The organism is Streptomyces odontomachi, assembly GCF_024435355.1.
Taxonomy (GTDB): domain Bacteria; phylum Actinomycetota; class Actinomycetes; order Streptomycetales; family Streptomycetaceae; genus Streptomyces; species Streptomyces odontomachi.
Map to the genome: position 1 here is coordinate 18,994 of NZ_JAMJWG010000035.1, position 18,718 is coordinate 37,711.

The window sequence follows — 18,718 nt, forward strand, 5'->3', positions numbered from 1 at the left end:
CCCGATCGGCACCGGTCGGCCCGCGTGTCGTTGCGGAACGCGCGGTACGCGACGTGCGTCTCGTCACAGCCCGGTGTCACGGCCCCATGCCGATGCGGGCCGAGCGTGCCCGGCATGGCACTCTTGGACCTGCGGAATCGGCGGATGTGATTGGCAACGTCACATATCCGGCCACCGATGCCATGTCTTGAAGAAGCCACCGACGACACGTCTCGACGAGGACTCAGCAAGGAGCGACACAGTGCACCGCTGGCGCGGCTTGGAGGACATTCCCCAGGACTGGGGACGCAGCGTCGTCACCATCGGCTCCTACGACGGCGTACACCGTGGCCATCAGCTGATCATCGGTAGTGCCGTGCGGAGCGCGCGGGAACGAGGGCTTCCGTCGGTCGTCGTCACCTTCGATCCGCACCCGAGCGAGGTGGTCCGCCCCGGCAGCCACCCGCCGCTGCTCGCCCCGCACCACCGGCGCGCCGACCTGATGGCGGACCTCGGCGTCGACGCGGTGCTGATCCTGCCGTTCACCGCCGACTTCTCGAAGCTGGCGCCCGCCGAGTTCGTCGCGAAGGTGCTGGTCGACCGGCTGCACGCCAAGGTCGTCGTGGAGGGCCCCAACTTCCGCTTCGGCCACCGGGCCGCGGGCAACGTCGACCTGCTCGCCGAACTCGGCCGGACCTACGACTTCGACGTGCAGGTCGTCGACCTGTTCGTCAGGGGCGAGGCGGGCGGCGGCGAGCCGTTCTCGTCGACGCTCGTCCGGCGACTGATCGCCGAGGGCGACGTGGCCGGCGCGGCGGAGATCCTGGGCCGCCCGCACCGCGTGGAAGGCGTCGTGGTGCGCGGCGCCCAGCGCGGCCGTGAGCTGGGCTTTCCCACCGCCAACGTGGAGACGCTGCCGCACAGTGCGATCCCCGCGGACGGTGTCTACGCCGGCTGGCTGCACGCCGACGGCGAGGTGATGCCCGCGGCGATCTCCATCGGCACGAACCCGCAGTTCGACGGCACGGAACGGACCGTCGAGGCATACGCCATCGACCGCGTCGGGCTGGAACTCTACGGCCTCCACGTCGCCGTCGAGTTCCTCTCCTTCGTCCGCGGCCAGGCCCGCTTCGACTCCATCGACGAACTCCTCGACGCGATCGCGGACGACGTGAAGCGCTCACGCGAACTCATCGAGACCTACGAGCCCGCGGGGCGCTAGCCCCGCGCGGGGGTTTCTCTGGCCCGGCGTGCGCGCCTCTTGGGTGAGGCGCCGTTCGCCGTCCGGGCGGGGTGGTTCCGGTCGCGTCCGGTCCACCGGTGCGTGGGTGGTTGCGCGCGCAGTTCCCCGCGCCCCTGGGAGGGCGCCCGGTGGGCGCCATCGTCACTCCGGCGCGCCCTGGGGGGCACGTAGTGGCCCGCTTTTTAAGGGGCGCGGGGAACTGCGCGAACAACCACGACGAAACCGTCAGGTCGTCACCGTCCTGAAGGGGCTGTTTCTGTCGAGCCCGACCCACCGGCAGATGGACCGTGTCCGACCCACCGGCAGATGGACGGGAGGGGAGGCGCAGGGCACGCCCCCGGGGCGAGGGGAGCCGCGGCCACGCGCCCCCTCATCGGGCCGAGGCCCCCAGCGCCTCGGCCCAGTGGCAGGCCACCTGCGACGCACCACCCCCATCCAGGACCGGCAGGTCCCGGGTACGGCAGGCGTCGGCGACGCCGACCCGTTCCGCCTCGCCGCCGGCGAGCACCTGGCACCGCGCGTGGAAGCGGCACCCGCGCGGAACGCGGGACGGGTCGGGCGGCTCGCCGGTGAGCACGATCTCGTCGCCCCCGGCCTCCGGCAGCACGGACAGCAGCGCCTGGGTGTAGGGATGCCGCGGCGCGGTCAGGATCTGCTCCACGTCGCCGGTCTCCACGATCCGGCCCAGGTACATGACGGCCACCCGGTCGGCGATGTTCCAGGCGAGACCGAGGTCATGGGTCACCACCAGCGCGGCGAGGCCCAGTTCGGTGCGCAGCCGCAGCAGCAGCGCGAGGATCTCGCCGCGTACCGAGGCGTCCAGCGAGGCCACCGGCTCGTCGGCGACGATCAGTTCAGGATCGAGGACCAGCGCGCCCGCGATCACCACGCGCTGGCGCTGGCCTCCGGACAGCTCGTGCGGATAGCGCAGGAAGAACCGCTCCGGCGGGCGCAGCCCGGCCCGCGCCAGGGCGTCCGCGACCGCGGCCCGCTCGTCGCCCGGGTAGCCGTGGATCCGCAGCCCTTCGGCCACCGCGTCGTAGACGGTGTGGCGCGGGTTGAGGGAACCGCTGGGGTCCTGGAGGACCAGCTGCACCCGCTTGCGGTACTTCTTCAGGCCCCGGGCGGAGTAGTCGAGCGGCCGGCCGCCGAAGGTGATCCGACCGGACGTCGGCGGCACCAGACCCAGGAGCGACCGTGCCAGCGTCGTCTTGCCGCAGCCTGACTCGCCGACCAGGGCGACGATCTCGCCGGGCTTGATGTCCAGGTCGACACCGTCGACGGCGCGGGCGGGCGCGGCACCGTGCCGGCCGGGGAACGTGACATGCAGGCCGGACGCGCTCAGCAACGGTTCGGCGGACGTGGCGTCGGCGGCGGGAGACGTGGCGGCCGGTTCGGGCGCCACGGTGGCGGCCGGCGCCGGCGAGTCCGCCGATGTCACGGGGCCGGTGGAACCGGGGGAGCCGGAGGTGGTCATGATGTGCTGCTCCTCGCTTCTTCCGCCGTGTCACCGGACGCCGCACCCGCGGCGGACTCCGTACCTGCACCGGCACCGGGCGCCGTACCTGAACCGGACTCCGTACCCTCGCCGGACGACTCGCCGGCCGTGTCCGCCACGTGCACGCACGCCGCGGCACGGGCCGGGCCCGCCGGGCGCAGTGACTGGTCGTCCACCTTGCACGAGTCCAGTGCCACGGGGCAGCGCGGGTGGAAGGTGCAGCCGGTCGGCAGGTCCGAGGGGTCGGGTGGGTCGCCGGGCAGGCCGCGCGGTGCGAACCGGGACGCCCGGTCGCCGATGCGCGGGAACGCCGCGGACAGCGCCTGCCCGTACGGGTGCCGGGCGTTCTCGTAGACCTGGCGTGCCGGGCCCTCCTCGACGACCCGGCCCGCGTACATGACCGCGAGCCGGTCGCAGGTGTCGGCCAGCACCGCCAGATCGTGGCTGATCATGATCAGGCCGATGTCCTGCTCGGCCACGAGCTGCTCGATCAGGCGCAGGATCTGGGCCTGGATCATCACGTCGAGCGCCGTCGTCGGCTCGTCGGCGACGATCAGCTGCGGGTCGCAGGCCAGCGACATCGCGATCATCACGCGCTGCCGCTGCCCGCCGGAGAGTTCGTGCGGATACGCGTCCGCGCGTGCGGCGGGCAGCCCCACGTGCTCCAGCAGCTCGCCGACCTTCTTCTTCGCGGCCCCGGGTGTCGCCAGGCGGTGCAGCAGGATCGGCTCGGCGATCTGGTCGCCGATGCGGTGGACCGCGTTCAGCGAGTGCATGGCGCCCTGGAAGATGATGGAGGCACCCGCCCAGCGCACCGCCCGGACCCGGCCCCATTTCATGCCGAGCAGGTCCTCGCCGTCCAGCAGGACCTGTCCGGTCACCCGTGTCCCGGCGGGCAGCAGCCGCAGCATCGCCATCGCCAGGGTGGACTTGCCACAGCCCGACTCGCCTGCGATGCCCAGTTTCTGACCGGCGGCCACGCTGAGGTCCACCCCGCGCACCGCGGCGGCTCCGCCCGGATACGTCACATGGAGGTCCCGTACCTCCAGCAGCCGCGCCTTCCCGCCCGGCTGCGCCGGGGCGTCCGCGTGCTGCTTCCCGGCCGTGCCGGTCCCGTTGGTGCTGGTCATCGCTTCGCCCCCAGCTTGGGGTTGAGTACGGACTCCACGGCGCGGCCGCACAGGGTGAACGCCAGCGCGACGGCGCCGATCGCCAGGCCCGGCGGTACCAGGTACCACCAGTGGCCGGAGCTGACCGCGCCCGCCTCGCGGGCGTCCTGGAGGAGGCCGCCCCAGGTGGTGGTGGTCGGGTCGCCCAGGCCGAGGAAGGCCAGGGTCGCCTCGGAGAGGATGGCGTTGGAGATGCCGAGGGTGGTCTGCGCCAGGATCAGCGGCATCACGTTCGGCAGCACGTGCCGGGACATGATGTGGCTGTGGCCGCCGCCGAGCGCCTTGGCCCGTTCGATGTACGGCCGGGACTCCACGGCGAGCGTCTGGGCGCGCACCAGCCGGGCCGTGGTCGGCCAGGTCGTCACGCCGATGGCCAGGATGATGGTGCTCAGCGAGCGGGACATCACGGTGGCCAGCGCGATCGCCAGCACCAGCGTCGGCATGACGAGGAACCAGTCGGTGATCCGCATGATCACGGTCGCGTAGGCGCTGCGGAAGTGGCCGGCGGTGATGCCGACGACCGCACCGATGGCGACCGAGAGCACCGCCGCCAGCAGGCCCACCACCAGCGACACCCGGGCACCCCACAGCACCAGGCCGAGCAGGTCGCGCCCGAACTGGTCGGTGCCGAACCAGAACTCACCACTCGGGCTCTCCATGGGGTTGCCCGGCGCCTTGGTGACGCTCTGCACGTCCGCGCCGACGGTCAGCGGTGCGGTGATCGCGATCAGCGCGAACAGCACCAGCGCGATCAGTCCGACGACGCCGGCCCGGTGGGCGCGGTACTGCTGCCAGAATCGCGCCACGGAACCCCGTCTGCGCTGCCAGGCGAGCGCCCGGGGACTCTGCGGCGCGGGTGGCGCGGGAGGGCCTGCGGGGGCGTTGCTGGTGGTCGTGTCGGTCGTCATCGGCCCACCCGGGGATCGAGCAGCGGATAGATCAGGTCGGCGAGCGTGTTCATCACGATCACGGCCGCCGAGAACACCAGGAAGAGCCCCTGCACCAGGGGCAGGTCCGGCACGCTCAGCGCCTGGTAGAACAGGCCGCCGAGGCCCGGCCAGGAGAAGACGGTCTCGACCAGCACGGTGCCGGCCACCACCCGCCCCAGGTTGACGAAGATCAGCGTCATCGTCGGCAGCATCGCGTTGGGCACCGCGTGCTTGCGGCGCACCAGGTCGTCCTTGAGGCCCTTGGCGCGTGCCGTCGTCAGATAGTCGCTGCCCATCTCGTCCAGCAGCGCCGAACGGGTGACGAGCAACGTTTCGCCGTACTGCACCGCGACCAGCGTGATCACCGGCAGCACGAGATGGTGGATGACGTCGGTCACGTGGGCGAAGCCGTGGGTGTTGCCGGAATCCATGCCGCCGGTGGGGAAGAGACCGGGGATCGGGCCGATGCCGACGGAGAAGATGATGATCAGCACCAGACCGAGCCAGAAGGACGGCACGGAGAACAGCGTCAGCGCCAGGCCGGTGTGGACCCGGTCGCCGAGCTTGCCGTTGCGCCATGCGGACCGGGTGCCGAGGGCGATGCCGAGCGCGGTGTAGAGCACGAAGGAGGTGCCGGTGAGCAGCAGGGTGTTGGGCAGCGCCTCGGTGATCTTGTCGATGACGGCGGTGTGGAACTGGTATGACGTGCCCAGGTCGCCGGTGAGCGCCTTGCCGCAGTAGTCGGTGAACTGCTGCCACATCGGCAGGTCGAGCCCGAATTCGCGGCGGTAGGCGGCCAGCTGTGCGGCGGAGACCTGGCGGCCCCCGGTCATGAACTTGACCGGGTCGCCCGGGATCAGCCGGAACAGGAAGAAGCTGGTCACCAGCACGGCGAACAGGGAAACCAGCGCGCCCGCCACTTTGAGGGCCACATAGCGCAGATACGCCACGGTGTTGCGCGCCCGTGGGCCGCGGGCCGCGGGACCGGCTTCGGCCGGTCCCTCGCTCGCCACGCTCTCCACGAGCGCCGGGGTGCTGTCAGCTGCCATACCGTGCTCTCCCGGGGCCGGATCGCGGGCCCCTGTGTCGCGTTCTGTCCTGACGTTACGCGCGTCCCCGCCCTCCCACACGCCCTCGGGGCGGCGGGGAAGGCGGGGACGCGAAGGGGCGACCGCTATTCGCGGTCTTCCGCGGTGGAGCGGCGGCGCAGCATGACGAACCCGCCGATGCCCGCGACCACGACGACGGCCACGACGATTCCGATGATCACCCCGGTGGAGCTGGACGAGTCCGAGGAGTCGCCGGCGTCGGCCGGGGTCGCCGACCACCAGCTCCAGTAACCGTCCTGGCCGTAGATGTTGCCCGCGGCCGACGGCATGGTGGTGATCGACTTGATCTGGTCGGTGCGGTAGGCCTCGACGGCGTTCGGGTACGCCATGACGTTCATGTACCCGGTGTCGTAGAGCCGCGACTCCATCTGCTTGACGAGGTCGGCCCGCTTGCCCGCGTCGTACTCGGCGAGCTGCTTGGCGTACAGGTCGTCGTACTTCTTGTCGCAGATGAAGTTGTCCGTCTGACCGGTGTCCTTGGGAGTCGCCGGCAGCGCGTTGCAGGTGTGTATCGACAGGACGAAGTCCGGGTCGGGGTTGACCGACCAGCCGTCGAAGGCCAGGTCGTACTCACCGGCGAGCCAGGGGTCGGTGACGTTGTCCAGGCAGTCGACGGTGAGGCCGATGCCGAGGTCGCCGTACCACTCCTTCATGTACTTGGCGCTGGCCTTGTCCTCGGGGTCGGTGGCATGGCACAGGAGGCGGTAGTTCAGGGGCTTGCCGTCCTTGCCGACGCGCTTGCCCTGGGCGTTCTTCTTGTAGCCCGCCTCGTCCAGCAGCTTCGCCGCCTCCTTGGGGTCGTACCCCATCGCCTGACCGGCGGACGGCTTCCAGTAGTACGTGGAGAACCGCGGCGGGATGTAGCCCTCGCCCATGACCGCGTGGCCCTGGAAGACCTTGTCGAGGATGGTCTTGCGGTCGATGGCGAGGAAGAGCGCGTGTCGCACCCGCTCGTCGAGCAGCGAGGGGTCGCCGTTGCCGAACTTCTTGCCGTTCTTCGCCTGGGCGCCGGGGTTGGTGGCCAGCGCGTAGAAGCGGCGGCCCGGGGCGTCGTTGACCTTGATGTTCTCCGCGCTGCCCAGGGAGGTGGCCTGCGCCGGGGTCAGCCCCTGGACGAAGGAGACCTCGCCCTTGCGCAGTGCCTCGACGGCCGCGTCGTTGTCCTTGTAGTACTTGAAGATCAACTGGTCGAACTTGGGGGCACCGCGCCAGAAGTCCTTGTTGGCCTTGAGCTTCAGGTACCTGTCGGGCTTGAAGTCCGTGATGATGAACGGCCCGTCACCGACGATGGGGAAGGACTTGTCGTTGTTGAACTTGGTGAAGTCCTTGACCTTCTCCCAGACGTGCTTGGGCACGATGGGTACGTCGATGGCCTCCATCGTGGCCTGCGGCTTCTTCAGCTGGATGACCAGCTGCGTCGGGCTGGGTGCGGTCACCTTCTTGAAGTTGCCGACGTAGGAGCCGTTGGCCGTGGCGGCGCCCGGGTCCGTCATCATCTTGGTGTACGTCCAGGCCGCGTCCTCGGCGGTGACCGGCTTGCCGTCGGACCACTTGGCGTTCTTGCGGATCGTGTAGGTCCAGGTCAGCTTGTCCGACGAGGGCTTCCAGCTGGTGGCCAGGCCCGGGATGGCGTGCGCGTCCTTCGCGTCGTAGTTCGTCAGGTACTCGTACGTCAGCCGGTGGATGCTCGTACTGACCAGGCGCACCGCCAGGAACGGGCTGAGCGAGTCGACGCTCTGGTCGACCGCGACGGTGAGGGTCTTCGAGCCGCCGGAGGACGCCGCCGTCGCCGTCTGCGGGGCGGGGTTCAGCGGGGTCGCAAGACCGGCGGTCATCGCCAGGGCGCCGGCGCCGGCGGCCAGCACCACCTGGATACGGCGGCGGGGCGCGGGACGCCCGGCCAGTGGCGCGGCGTCACGGGCGCCCGGAGAGTCGGCGCGCCGGGTCACCCACCGGGCGGTGCGCCGGGCCGCGCGCGCGAGGGCCCGGGCCGATACGCGGCTGTAGAGGGGTCGGCCGGGCCAGCGCCGGCCGTGCTGATCTTGTCTGTCCATGGGTCCGACCTCGCCTCGTCGCTCGCGCAGAGATGGCTTTTTGATCATGGTGCGCCAGCTGGGTAGATGAGTGTGTTTATCAGCGCGAGTCAGTACGAGTCAACGTCCCACGGACCCCATGTGGCCTGCGGAAATAACGAGTTGAACCGGATTTCTCACGCATTGGTCAAGACCACTGAAAACTGCCAGGCCAGAGCCTGACGGCCACGGACGCGGTCATGGCGGCCGACACCGCCCAGATCACCGACCAGGCCGCTTCCGCGGTATTCGAGCGGGATGCGACTTTCGGCCAGCGGGGGCCGGGACGGGAGCACCCCAGATCGCGCCGGCGTGTGGCGCGGTCTGGGGTGCGGTGGTGGGCCTTGGTCGGCCGGGTGGTTGTGGTTGTTCGTCGTGGGTGGTCGTGAGGTGGGTTGCCGCTACCTCTGGGTCCAGCCCTGGGGCAGTCCGTTCGGCTGCGGGGGCCCTGCGGGTGCCCCGGGTCCGGGCGGCATCCCGGGAACGCCCTGTGCGGGGGTCCCCTGTCCGGGGATGCCCTGGCCGGGGATGCCCTGGCCGGGAACGCCTTGCCCGGGGATGCCCTGCCCGGGCGCGCCTGGTCCGGGCGTCCCTTGTGCGGGGTGCCCCGGTGCTCCGCCGCCCGGCGGCTGTGGTTGCGCCTGCGCCTGCCACCCTCCGGGCTGTCCGGGGGGAGGCATTCCCGGCTGCCCCGGAGCCGGCTGGCCGGGCATCGGCTGACCCGGCATAGGCTGCCCGGGCATCGGCTGACCGGGCATCTGCTGCCCCGGCATGGGCGGTGCCACCTGCGGCGGAGGGTTGCCGTCCGCCGTCCACAGGCCGTGCGACTGCTGGTGCCGCGCGAAGTCCTCCGCCACCATCGCGGCCAGGTTGAAGTACGCCTCGCGCACCTTGGGCCGCATCATGTCGAGGTCGACCTCGGCGCCCGCCGACAGGTGCTCGTCGAACGGGACGACGATCACCCCGCGGCAGCGGGTCTCGAAGTGGCCGACGATGTCCTCGACCTTGATCATCTTGCCGGTCTCGCGGACCCCGGAGATCACCGTGATCGAGCGTCGCACCAGCTCCGCGTACCCGTGCGCGGACAGCCAGTCGAGCGTCGTCGACGCGCTGCTCGCACCGTCCACGGACGGCGTGGAGATGATGATCAGCTGATCGGCCAGGTCCAGGACCCCGCGCATCGCGCTGTACAGCAGACCGGTGCCCGAGTCGGTCAGGATGACCGGGTACTGCTGTCCGAGCACATCGATGGCGCGCCGGTAGTCCTCGTCGTTGAAGGTCGTCGAGACGGCGGGGTCGACGTCGTTGGCGATGATCTCCAGACCGGACGGCGCCTGCGAGGTGAACCGCCGGATGTCCATGTAGTTGTTGAGGTACGGAATCGCCTGGACCAGGTCACGGATCGTGGCGCCGGTCTCGCGCCGCACCCGGCGGCCGAGCGTGCCGGCGTCCGGGTTGGCGTCGATGGCGAGGATCTTGTCCTGCCGCTCGATGGCCAGCGTGGAGCCGAGGGCCGTGGTCGTGGTCGTCTTGCCGACCCCGCCCTTGAGGCTGATCACCGCGATCCGGTAGCACGACAGCACCGGGGTGCGGATCAGCTCGAGCTTCCGCAGCCGCTCCGCCTCCTCCTTCTTGCCACCGAGCTTGAACCGCCCGCCGCCCGCGGCCGGCCGCGAACTCTTGGCCTTCTGCCGCTTGGCGTTCACCAGCCGGTCGGAGGAGAGCTCGACCGCCGCGGTGTACCCGAGCGGCGCACCCGGGTTGGTGGGCTGCCGCTGGTCGTGCTGCATGGTCTGCGGATACGGCACACCCGGCTGGCCCGGGGCGCCCGGTTGCCCCGGCGCGCCCGGCTGCCCGGCGGGCGGGCCGGCCGGTGCCTGCGTGCCGGGGGCGCCCATGCCCTGCGGCGCACCCGGGAACTGCGGTGCGCCCGGCGCCCCCGGTCCCTGCGGGTGTGCGGGGTCCTGCGGCCCGCCGGGTCCCTGCGGTCCGCCGGGTCCCTGCGGTCCGCCCGGTCCCTGCGGCGCGAACGGTGCGCCGGGGCCCTGCGCGCCGCCCGGTCCCTGGGGTGCTCCCGAGGCCTGACCCGGCGCGCCGGGGCCCTGCGGTCCGCCGGGCGGGAAGGCGCCGGGCTGGCCCGGCATCGTCGGCGGTTGGCCCGGTGTCGCCTGCGGAGGCAGGCCACCCTGGCCGCCCGGCCCGGGCGGCTGGCCCTGGGGCCCTCCTTGCCCTGGTGCCGGAGGCTGCTGACCCGCCGCCGGCTGTGCCGGTACGGGCAGGTGGGGCGCCCCGGGGGCGGGGTTCCTGGGGTCCGGCTGCCCGGGCACGGGGGGCTGCGGGAAGCCGTAGCCGCCCTGCTGTCCCTGGGCCCCTCCCTGAGGGAAGCCGTAGCCGCCCGGCTGTGCTGGCGTGCCTGCTGGCGGGAAGCCGTAGCCGCCCTGCTGGTCCGGGGCCTGAGGGGGTGTGGGCCCCTGGCCCTGGCTCTGGCCCTGGGGGAAGCCGTAGCTGCCTTGCTGTCCTTGGGCGCCTTGCTGGGGGAAGCCGTAGCCGCCCGGCTGTGCTGGCGTGCCTGCTGGCGGGAAGCCGTAGCCGCCCTGCTGGTCCGGGGTCTGAGGGGGTGTGGGCCCCTGGCCCTGGCCCTGGGGGAAGCCGTAGCCGCCCTGCGGGGTGCCGGGCGTTCCGCCCTGGCCTGGGGCCGGACCCTGCGGGCCGCCCGACGCCGGATCCTGACCGGGCCACGCGGGCGGTGCCGGCTGCTGTGCGCCGGGCTGCTGCGGGGGGAGGGGCGCCTGCAACTGGTACGACGTCGCCGGCTGCGCCGACGCGGGCGGTGCGGGCTGCGGTGTGCCCTCGGCGGGGGTGGCCGGCTGGAACGCGTCGGGCAGCGGCGGAAGCCCGGCCTGTGCGCCGGGCGCCCAGGGGGAGGGGAAGCCCTGCCCGCCCTCCGAGGCGGCCTGGGGCGTGCTGCCGCCGGCCATGTCGCCGTGCGCGACCGCGTCCTGGGGGCCGCCGTCCGTGTCGGTGTCGGTGCCCACGTCCGATGCCCCGGCCGGGACGCCGTCGGTGCCGGCGTCCGCGTGTGCGTGCTCGGCCGCGTCGTCGGTGTCACGCGTGCCGTCGGTCGGTCCGCCGTCGTCGGCGTGGGCCGTCGGGTCGCCCGAGTCCTCGGTGCCGAACGCCGCCCGCTGCCCGTCGTCGTCCGCGCCGTCACCGGACGTGCCGTCACCGCCTCGGGCCGTGTCCTCGGCGCCCTGTTCCGTGCCGGGGAAGCCGTCCCCGTCTGTGTCCGTGCCGGATGGTGCGTCGCCCGCTCCGGGCTTGCCCAGCGACCAGCTCGAGTGCTCGTCGTCGGAGGGGACGGCGTCTTCCGGGGAGGTCTCCGCGGCAGACGAGGCCTCTTCGGAGGATTCGCCCGCGCCGAAGCCCTCGTCGCTCTCGCCGCCGTACGGGGACTCCGCGCCGCTCAGGGTGCCGTTCGCCGCCTCGCCGGAGCGGGCAGCATCGGCGCTTCCGGACCCGTCGGCAGGGACCACGCCGGGAAGGGGCCGTGGCGCTTCGGGGTCCGCGGTGGAGCCGTCCTCCTGCGCCGTGTTGCCGTGCTGCGCGGCGAGTTCGGCGAGCTGACGCCGGAGGGCCACCGAGGAGAACCGCATCGTCGTGCTGCTCTCGACATCGCTGCTACCACGCCAGGAGTCGTCCGTCCCGGCCGCGGAGGCATCGGAGGCATCGGAGGCATCGGAGGCATCGAAGCCGGCACCGGGCGCACCGGAAGCATTAGGCGCACCCGCACCCGCACCTGCGTTCCCGGAGCCGTCACCCGGGGGCGCGCCCCCGGTCTGATCGAATCCGGAACCGGCACCGGGCGCCTGCTCCGTGCCGTATCCGGCACCAGGACCGCCACCATGACCGGCGCCTTGACCCGCGCCCTGGCTGGCGCCCTGACCCGCGCCCTGACCGGCACCGGAAGCGCCGTCGTACCCCGAGCCGTACCCGCCGCCTGCACCGGAGTCGTACCCGCTGCCAGGAGGTGCCGCGGCACCGGGGCCGCCTGCCGGAGCCGCGTTCGCCCATGCAGACCCGCCGTAGTCCGGAGTGGCCGGGGCGCCTGAGCTGGGGTCAGCCCCGCCCTGCGCCCCCTGGCCGTAGCCGCCCGCCGCGCCGGACCCGTATCCCTGTCCTTGGCCGGGGCCGTAGCCCGCCCCTGGGGCCTGCCCGGCGTCGGCGCCCGGCGCTCCCCAGCGGGGCTCGAAGCCGCTGTTCTCGGGCAGCCGCAGCTGGTCCACCGGCTCGCCGGTCGGTGCGGGGGGAGGCGCCGAGCCGACCGGAGGGACGGGGGCAGCAGGCGGGGGCGTCGAGCCCGGGGCGTAGGACACGTCCTGCGAACTGCCGGAGGCGTTCTGCGTGTACCAGGCGGGCGGGGCGTAGTCGATGGTGAACTCTCCCGTCGCCTCGAAGGCGGACTCGGCGTCGGACTGGTCGTCGTCGGGTGTCTCCCAGCCCCCGCGCATACCGTCCCGATCGCTGCTCACAATTCCTCCTGGTGTGGTCGAGCACCCTCGTGCCGTGTCGGGCGACCGCTTCCTCGTCGGCCGCCTCGGCCGCCGCGGTTGCCCGGCCGGTCTCAGTGGTCCGCTGGTCCGAGGTCGTTTGAAGCTGCCCGCGGACGACCTGAGCCGACCGTGGCCACTCCACCGTGTCCCAGACCGTCCGGCCCCGCACGGCTCCCCCTGGATGCCACCGCTCGCTCACGGATTCTTCAGTCGCACCCAGGACCCAGCCTAATCATCAGAACGGCCTCGGGGGCAGGCCCGTCCGCGGACCTGCATATGGCCGTCCGCTCGATACCACGGCCAGACCGGAGCGACATACTCCGCACCAGGTGGGACGAGATCCGGATGGGCCGGACGAAGTCGCCCCATCCTTCGTTGTGTTGATGACGTCAGCGCGTATGCCCCTTTATAGCCGGACTGCCCCTGTCGGGCATGTCAATCCGGACTTGCCTTTACATACCCGGTCGGATCGTAGGCGTGCTCCTGCGCGGTGCGTTCGCAGAGCGGATGCGGCACTCCGCTACCAGGGTCAGACATTCGTTCGCATGACGTGCGGTCGCACTTTCCGTACAGGGTCTTCACCGCGCGGCGCCGACCGCCGCACTGTCATGGGCTGACCGCCGCACAGATGGCCCTGCCGTGCGCCGTCCCGTCTGCTCGCCCGGACTTACGGCCGGTCCATCCGCCGGGGCATGCCCAGCAGTCCGGTCTCGGCGTCGGTGGCCTGGGTCATCACGTACTGCCGGTCCCGGCCGGCGCACCACAGGGTGACGCCGTCGGCGAGGGTCGGCAGGGAGTCCACGTCCGCCCGGGGCAGCGCCAGCCGCCGCCCGAGCTGGGCCGCCTCCTGCGGCGACAGCCGCTGGACGCCCACCAGCCGGCACTGGCGCATCAGCCGGGGCGCCACCGGACTCATGTAGGGCAGCAGGGTCAGCACGGACTGCCAGGGGCCCGACACCACGCGCCCGCGCGGCGGCTGCATGCCGCAGTCGCGCAGGACGAGAACGGGACTGCCCGCTGACGGGCCAAGCGGCGGCACCCGACCGACGTCATGCAGGGTGATGCACTGCTGTGCACCGCCTGCGGCCTGCGCGAGGGTCGCCCACTCCGGGGCGCGGCCGGTCTCCACGGCGACCCGGGCACCGGTCGCGGCCGCCCGTAGCGCGATCACCTGGGCCGTCCACAGGCCGCCGATCAGCAAGATGTCGTACGGCGTGGGACGGTGCAGTCCGAGGACGGCGGGGCGGGACTGGGCGTCGACCCCTATCACCACGCCGTCGTCGCCGACGGGCAGCGACAGCGCGTCCAGGTCCTCGGCGGACACCGCGTGCCGGCCGTGCCGCGGCCCCATCAGACCGAATCCGGCCCGCATCCGCCCCCGGAGGCCCCTCGGTGCCACGGCACCACCCTGGGCCGCCGCCCCGAGCGGGACACCCATGCCGCCCTGCCCGGGCACACCCGGCCCCGGCATGCCCGAATGGGCCGCGTTCACCGGCCGGCCGCTCACGCCGCCCGGCATCCCGGGGGCGCCCGGAGGTGTGGTCATGGCCATCAGCGGGTGCCTCCCAGCGGCATGGTGGCGAGCACACCGGGCAACTGCTCGCGGTCGAGCCGCACCAGGCCCGTCCGGGTGTGCCGGGCGGCCTGCTGGAGCTTGCGGCGCGCGGAGACCAGCTCGGTGTCGCCGCGTCCGGTCACCCGCACGAAGCCGCGCACCGTCATGCCCTGGTGCTCGCCGCGGCCCAGGGTGATGCTGAACGTCGTGGCCAGTGCCGGGACGGCGGTGATGAGGGCGACCAGCTGCGGCAGCGACGCGGCGCCCGAGCGGTCGAGGTGGGGCCAGCGGCGTATCCAGTAGGTGGTGTGCCTGCGGTTGTCGCAGCGCCAGGTGCGGCTGGTCTCCTCGGTCCTGCGCTGCGGTGCTTCCGCACGCCCGGCCTGCGCGGTGACCATCGGGTTGGCGCAGGCGGAGGTCGCGACGGCGGCCGTCAGTTCTTCCTCGGTGAGCAGCGTCGCGCGGAACCCCTCGCCGGTCAGCCGGCTGGCCAGCTGGTCCGCCGAACGCACCACGCACTTCTGCGCCCCGACGAGGCCGCCACCGCGCGCGGCCACGGCCTCGGGGCACAGCTCCGGATCCAGCTTGAGGGCGATCCAGGTGATCCGGACCGCGGGCGCACCGGTCTGCGCCTGGAGGGGCGCGTAGTTGCTGACCGCCACGGACTCCTGGGGGAGGTGCAGCGCGGGTGCCGGCTGGGTGTGCAGCACGATCTGCGCCGACTCCAGATGGATGTCGTCGACGTCGAGCGCCTCGCGGACCAGCTTCAGGGGCAGCGGGCGACGGTCGCGCTCATTGCGCAGCGCGGTCGCGTCGGACTCGACCTGGAGGACGGCCGTCAGGAAGGTGCCGTCACCGACCAGGCCGACCGGGCGCCGGTCCTGACCGCCGTAGGCGTAGGTGCGCAACGCCGGGTCGCACTCCAGTGCGGGGGCGAAACCGGGCTCGGTGCCGGGCGGTATCGACGAGTTCGCCGCGTGGTGCCGGCGGGCGCGCAGGGCGCGGGCCGTGCCGAGCCACTCCGGAAGCGAACGGCCGCGGCGCCTGGCCACCGCCAGCAGTACCAGCACCCCGGCGACGACCACGCCCGGCGCCATCACCAGATAGTTCTTGGTGACCCAGGCTCCGAGCAGGATGGCCGCGGCCGTCTCCAACAGCACCAACTGCTGGAGGCGGAACGAGATGAACTGCCCGGAACGGCTGGTGAGACGGAACGAGACGGACGTGGGGCCGCGATCGTCCGCGGACGACGACGCCTGCCGGTGGCCCTGCTGCCCCGAACCGGACGGCGCACCGGACCGGGACCTCGACCGGGGCCGTGCCCGCGTAGCGGAAGTCACTGCTCAAACCCCCGAATTCCGTCCGTATCCCTCGATACGCCCCTGCGGGCAGGCGGTTTCCCGATCTGCAGCCTACCCGCGTCCCACGAGCGATCACTCAACAGGCATAGTAGGGGTCGGGTCCGACAACCAAGACGGGGCGGCAGCAACCCGGCGCCCGCCCGGGGTTCGGGCGGCGTCAAGGGAGCAAGGGGGAGCGGCGGACGCAGATGGCATCACGACGGGATGAACTCAACGCCTACACCTTCGCGAAGCGCCGCATGCTCGCCGCCTTCGTGCAGCCCTCGGCCACCGGCTCCGAGGAGAACGCCCCGCGACCGCTGCGATCCGTGGTCCCCAGCGTCATCATCGCGGTGGTCATCCTGGCCGCCTTCGGCGCCTGGGGCATGATCAAGCCGACCGCCCCGCAGGACTGGGACACCCCTGGCGAGAAGGTGATCATCGCCAGCGACTCCACCACGCGCTACGTCGTCCTGAAGACCGACGGCAAGGTCCAGCTCCACCCCGTCCTGAACATGGCCTCGGCGAAGCTCCTCCTGGACCCCGACAAGGGCGAGGTCATCAAGGTCGACGAGTCCGTGCTGGACAACGGCGACATCCCGCACGGCGTGACCATCGGCATCCCTTACGCCCCGGACCGGCTGCCCGACAAGGACGAGGCGAAGAAGGACAAGCGCTGGGCGGTCTGCCAGCGCCCCGCCGGCAAGGAGTCCGGCACCAGCATCCAGAAGGCCGCCTTCGTCTTCGCGTCCAGCGACAAGGGCTACCGGCGCATCGACGCCAGCGGACGGTTGAAGGGCGGTGAAGTGCTGTACGTCCAGGGGCCGGACAAGATCCTCTACCTGGTCGACGCCCGCGGCTGGGCGTATCCGCTCGACGACGAGCAGGGAATGCTCAGCTCCCTGCTGGGCGAGAACCCGCAACCCCAGCAGGTGTCGAAGGAATGGCTGGCCACCCTCCACCTGGGCGACAAGATCGGCTATCCGACCATCGAGGGCGCCGGCATGCCCGCCAACGTCGGCGGGCAGCTCGACGAGGACGCCAGCAAGGTGGGCACCGTACTGAAGGCTTCGGTGGCGGGCGCGGACCAGTTCTACGTGGTGCTGCGCTCGTCGGTGGCGCCCGTGTCGGACTTCATGGCGCAACTGTTGCTGGGTGACTCGGCGCTGGTGTCCGTGAATCCCAACGGGCAGCCCCGTTCGGTCAACCGTGGCGCCATCACCGCCAGCACCACCCCGTACGGTGGCGACAAGAAGTGGCCCGAGAACCAGCCCAAGCGGGTGAACGACTCCGGGGCCCAGTCCGGTGCCACCAACACCATCTGCAACGTGCTTCGCTCGGTTGACGGCAACAGCGGCGCCATGACCCTGAGCACCTGGGCGGGTACCGCGTTCCCCGCAGCGCTCCCGACGGGTTCGAGCAGCGCCTACGTCACCCCCGGGTCCGGCCAGCTGTTCCGTGAGTTCACGGGCTCGAACCCCACGAGCGGCCCCGTCTTCCTCGTCACCGACACCGGTCTCCGCTATGTGCTCCAGGCCAACGGCGACAGCTCCACGGAGGGCTCATGCGTCGGCGGGACGAGCAAGAACAAGGAGCAGCAGAGCCAGGAGGCCAGGCAGCGGCTCGGCTACGAGAACGTCAAGCCGGACCCCATCCCCGACGTCTGGTCCAGGTTCCTGCCGACCGGCCCCGGACTGTCGACCGCCGCCGCCTGCCAACCGCAGGGCTCGTGAGGTGACACCCATGACCGCCACGCGACGGACACCTCCAGCAGCGCACCGCCCGCGCCCCCGGCGCGCCCGCGTGTCCTCGTACGCACGCACCGCCGCTGCCGCACTGCTCGCCACGGTCGCGACCGCCGGCCTGCTCACCGCCACCGGTACACCGGCGGTCGCGGCCGGTGAGTGCAACTCCTTCCCGGACAACGACATGTACCCGGGTACGCCGTGGTCCCTCCAACGGGTGCTGCTGGACGAGCTCTGGGCGCAGTCCACCGGCAAAGGGGTCCGCGTCGCGGTCATCGACACCGGCGTGGACACGAAGAACAAACAGCTGAAAGGCGCCGTCGACGTCGCGGCGGGCAACAACTTCCTGCCCAAGAAGGACGACAAGGGCGAGGCCATCCAGGACCGCGGCAACGAACATGGCACCACCGACACCGTCGGCCATGGCACCAAGGCCGCGGGCATCATCGCCGCCCGCCGCGCCAAGGGCACCGGCTTCGTGGGCCTGGCGCGGGAAGCCACGATCATCCCGATCAAACAGAACGACGCCGAGGGCCACGGCAAGGCGGAGCTGTTGGCCGATGCCATCGCGTACGCGGTGCAGAAGAAGGCCGACGTCATCAACATCTCCCAGGACACCGCGGGCGGCGTCAAACCCGCACCCAGCCTGGAGAACGCAGTCGAGGACGCCATCCGGCACGGTGTCGTGGTCGTCGCCTCGGCCGGCAACAACGGCGCCAAGACCGGGAAGGAGAAGACGTACCCAGCCTCCTACCCGGGCGTCCTCGCGGTGGGCGCGTCGGATCGCAACAACGAACGCGCGCTGTTCTCCCAACGCAGCGGCGAACTGGGCGTCGCGGCCCCCGGCGTGGACATGGTGTCGACGGTCCCGGGCAAGGGCCACTGCTCCGACGACGGCACGAGCTTCTCCGCACCCTACGTCTCCGGCGTCGCCGCGCTCATCGTGGCCAAGCACAGGGACTGGACCCCCAAGGAGATCATCGCCCAGATCGAACAGACCGCGGACCGCACCACCAACGGCTGGAACATCAACGTCGGCTGGGGCGTCGTCGACCCGGTGCGCGCCCTGACGGAAGACGACCACCCGATCGAGAAGCCCGTCTCCCACCAAGGCCTCACCAACGCCCAGGCCCCCGAGCCCGCCCCCCTCCACATCGGCGAGACCGAGGCCGAGCGCTCCGCCCGCCTGGGGACGTACGTCGCCCTGAGCGCGGTGATAGCGGTCGCCGTCCTGTCCGGCACGGGAGTGGCGGTCCGAGACGCGCGGCGACGCAGGCGCAGGGTGCGGGGGCAGGAGTGAGATTTCGGGCCGCGGCGAGCTGCCGTTGACAGTGGACCGGGCTCCGGTTGTGAAGACTTGACGGGGGGTTGGCCACCGCCCTGTGAGCGGCGTGGCACTATTGGCTCTCGCCGCTGAGTTCGGGGTGGAAAACGGGGCAAAGCGGCACTGAACGATGTGATCTTGGTTGATTCGTAACTGAGCTAGTACATAGATCAGTTGGCCCGCCTCTGGGGCAAGACTAAAGTAA

General features: G+C 71.8%; 11 protein-coding genes. 3 read left to right on the forward strand and 8 right to left on the reverse strand.

Going from position 1 to position 18,718, the window contains the following annotated elements:
• The first annotated feature begins 241 nt into the window (after positions 1 to 241).
• Positions 242 to 1,201 carry a bifunctional riboflavin kinase/FAD synthetase gene (locus NQO67_RS40255; protein WP_255955519.1) on the forward strand — a complete coding sequence of 320 codons (960 nt, stop codon included), beginning with the start codon at positions 242 to 244 and terminating at the stop codon, positions 1,199 to 1,201.
• Positions 1,202 to 1,592: 391 nt separating this feature from the next.
• Here NQO67_RS40255 and NQO67_RS40260 read toward each other — a convergent pair whose 3' ends face one another.
• The 8 genes from NQO67_RS40260 to eccE all read right to left on the reverse strand — a co-directional run bounded on the left by NQO67_RS40260 (position 1,593) and on the right by eccE (position 15,444).
• Positions 1,593 to 2,699 carry an ABC transporter ATP-binding protein gene (locus NQO67_RS40260; RefSeq protein WP_255955520.1) on the reverse strand — a complete coding sequence of 369 codons (1,107 nt, stop codon included), beginning with the start codon at positions 2,697 to 2,699 and terminating at the stop codon, positions 1,593 to 1,595.
• Complete coding sequence (locus tag NQO67_RS40265) at positions 2,696 to 3,850, reverse strand: ABC transporter ATP-binding protein (protein ID WP_255955521.1); 1,155 nt, start codon at positions 3,848 to 3,850, stop codon at positions 2,696 to 2,698. The genes NQO67_RS40260 and NQO67_RS40265 overlap by 4 nt, the downstream gene beginning before the upstream one ends.
• Positions 3,847 to 4,797, reverse strand: coding sequence for an ABC transporter permease (locus NQO67_RS40270; protein ID WP_255955522.1), 951 nt, complete (start codon positions 4,795 to 4,797; stop codon positions 3,847 to 3,849). Before NQO67_RS40270 ends, NQO67_RS40265 begins: the two co-directional genes overlap by 4 nt.
• Positions 4,794 to 5,867, reverse strand: a complete 1,074-nt coding sequence (locus tag NQO67_RS40275) for an ABC transporter permease (protein WP_255955523.1) — start codon at positions 5,865 to 5,867, stop codon at positions 4,794 to 4,796. Before NQO67_RS40275 ends, NQO67_RS40270 begins: the two co-directional genes overlap by 4 nt.
• 125 nt (positions 5,868 to 5,992) lie before the next feature.
• Positions 5,993 to 7,762 (reverse strand): ABC transporter substrate-binding protein, encoded by a 1,770-nt coding sequence (locus NQO67_RS40280; RefSeq protein WP_255955556.1) that lies wholly within the window; start codon positions 7,760 to 7,762, stop codon positions 5,993 to 5,995.
• A gap of 638 nt (positions 7,763 to 8,400) precedes the next feature.
• On the reverse strand, positions 8,401 to 12,528 hold the full coding sequence (locus NQO67_RS40285; protein WP_255955524.1) for an SCO5717 family growth-regulating ATPase: 4,128 nt from the start codon (positions 12,526 to 12,528) through the stop codon (positions 8,401 to 8,403).
• A gap of 688 nt (positions 12,529 to 13,216) precedes the next feature.
• Positions 13,217 to 14,095, reverse strand: coding sequence for a hypothetical protein (locus NQO67_RS40290; protein ID WP_374119284.1), 879 nt, complete (start codon positions 14,093 to 14,095; stop codon positions 13,217 to 13,219).
• A 5-nt stretch (positions 14,096 to 14,100) separates the two neighbouring features.
• Positions 14,101 to 15,444, reverse strand: coding sequence for a type VII secretion protein EccE (eccE, locus tag NQO67_RS40295; RefSeq protein WP_255955525.1), 1,344 nt, complete (start codon positions 15,442 to 15,444; stop codon positions 14,101 to 14,103).
• A gap of 209 nt (positions 15,445 to 15,653) precedes the next feature.
• Between eccE and eccB the strand changes: the two genes are divergently transcribed.
• Both eccB and mycP read left to right on the forward strand, forming a co-directional pair.
• A complete protein-coding gene (gene eccB / locus NQO67_RS40300; RefSeq protein ID WP_255955526.1) occupies positions 15,654 to 17,177 on the forward strand; it encodes a type VII secretion protein EccB in 1,524 nt (507 codons plus the stop codon).
• Between the two features lie 10 nt (positions 17,178 to 17,187).
• Positions 17,188 to 18,489, forward strand: coding sequence for a type VII secretion-associated serine protease mycosin (gene mycP / locus NQO67_RS40305; protein WP_255955528.1), 1,302 nt, complete (start codon positions 17,188 to 17,190; stop codon positions 18,487 to 18,489).
• Positions 18,490 to 18,718 lie beyond the last annotated feature (229 nt).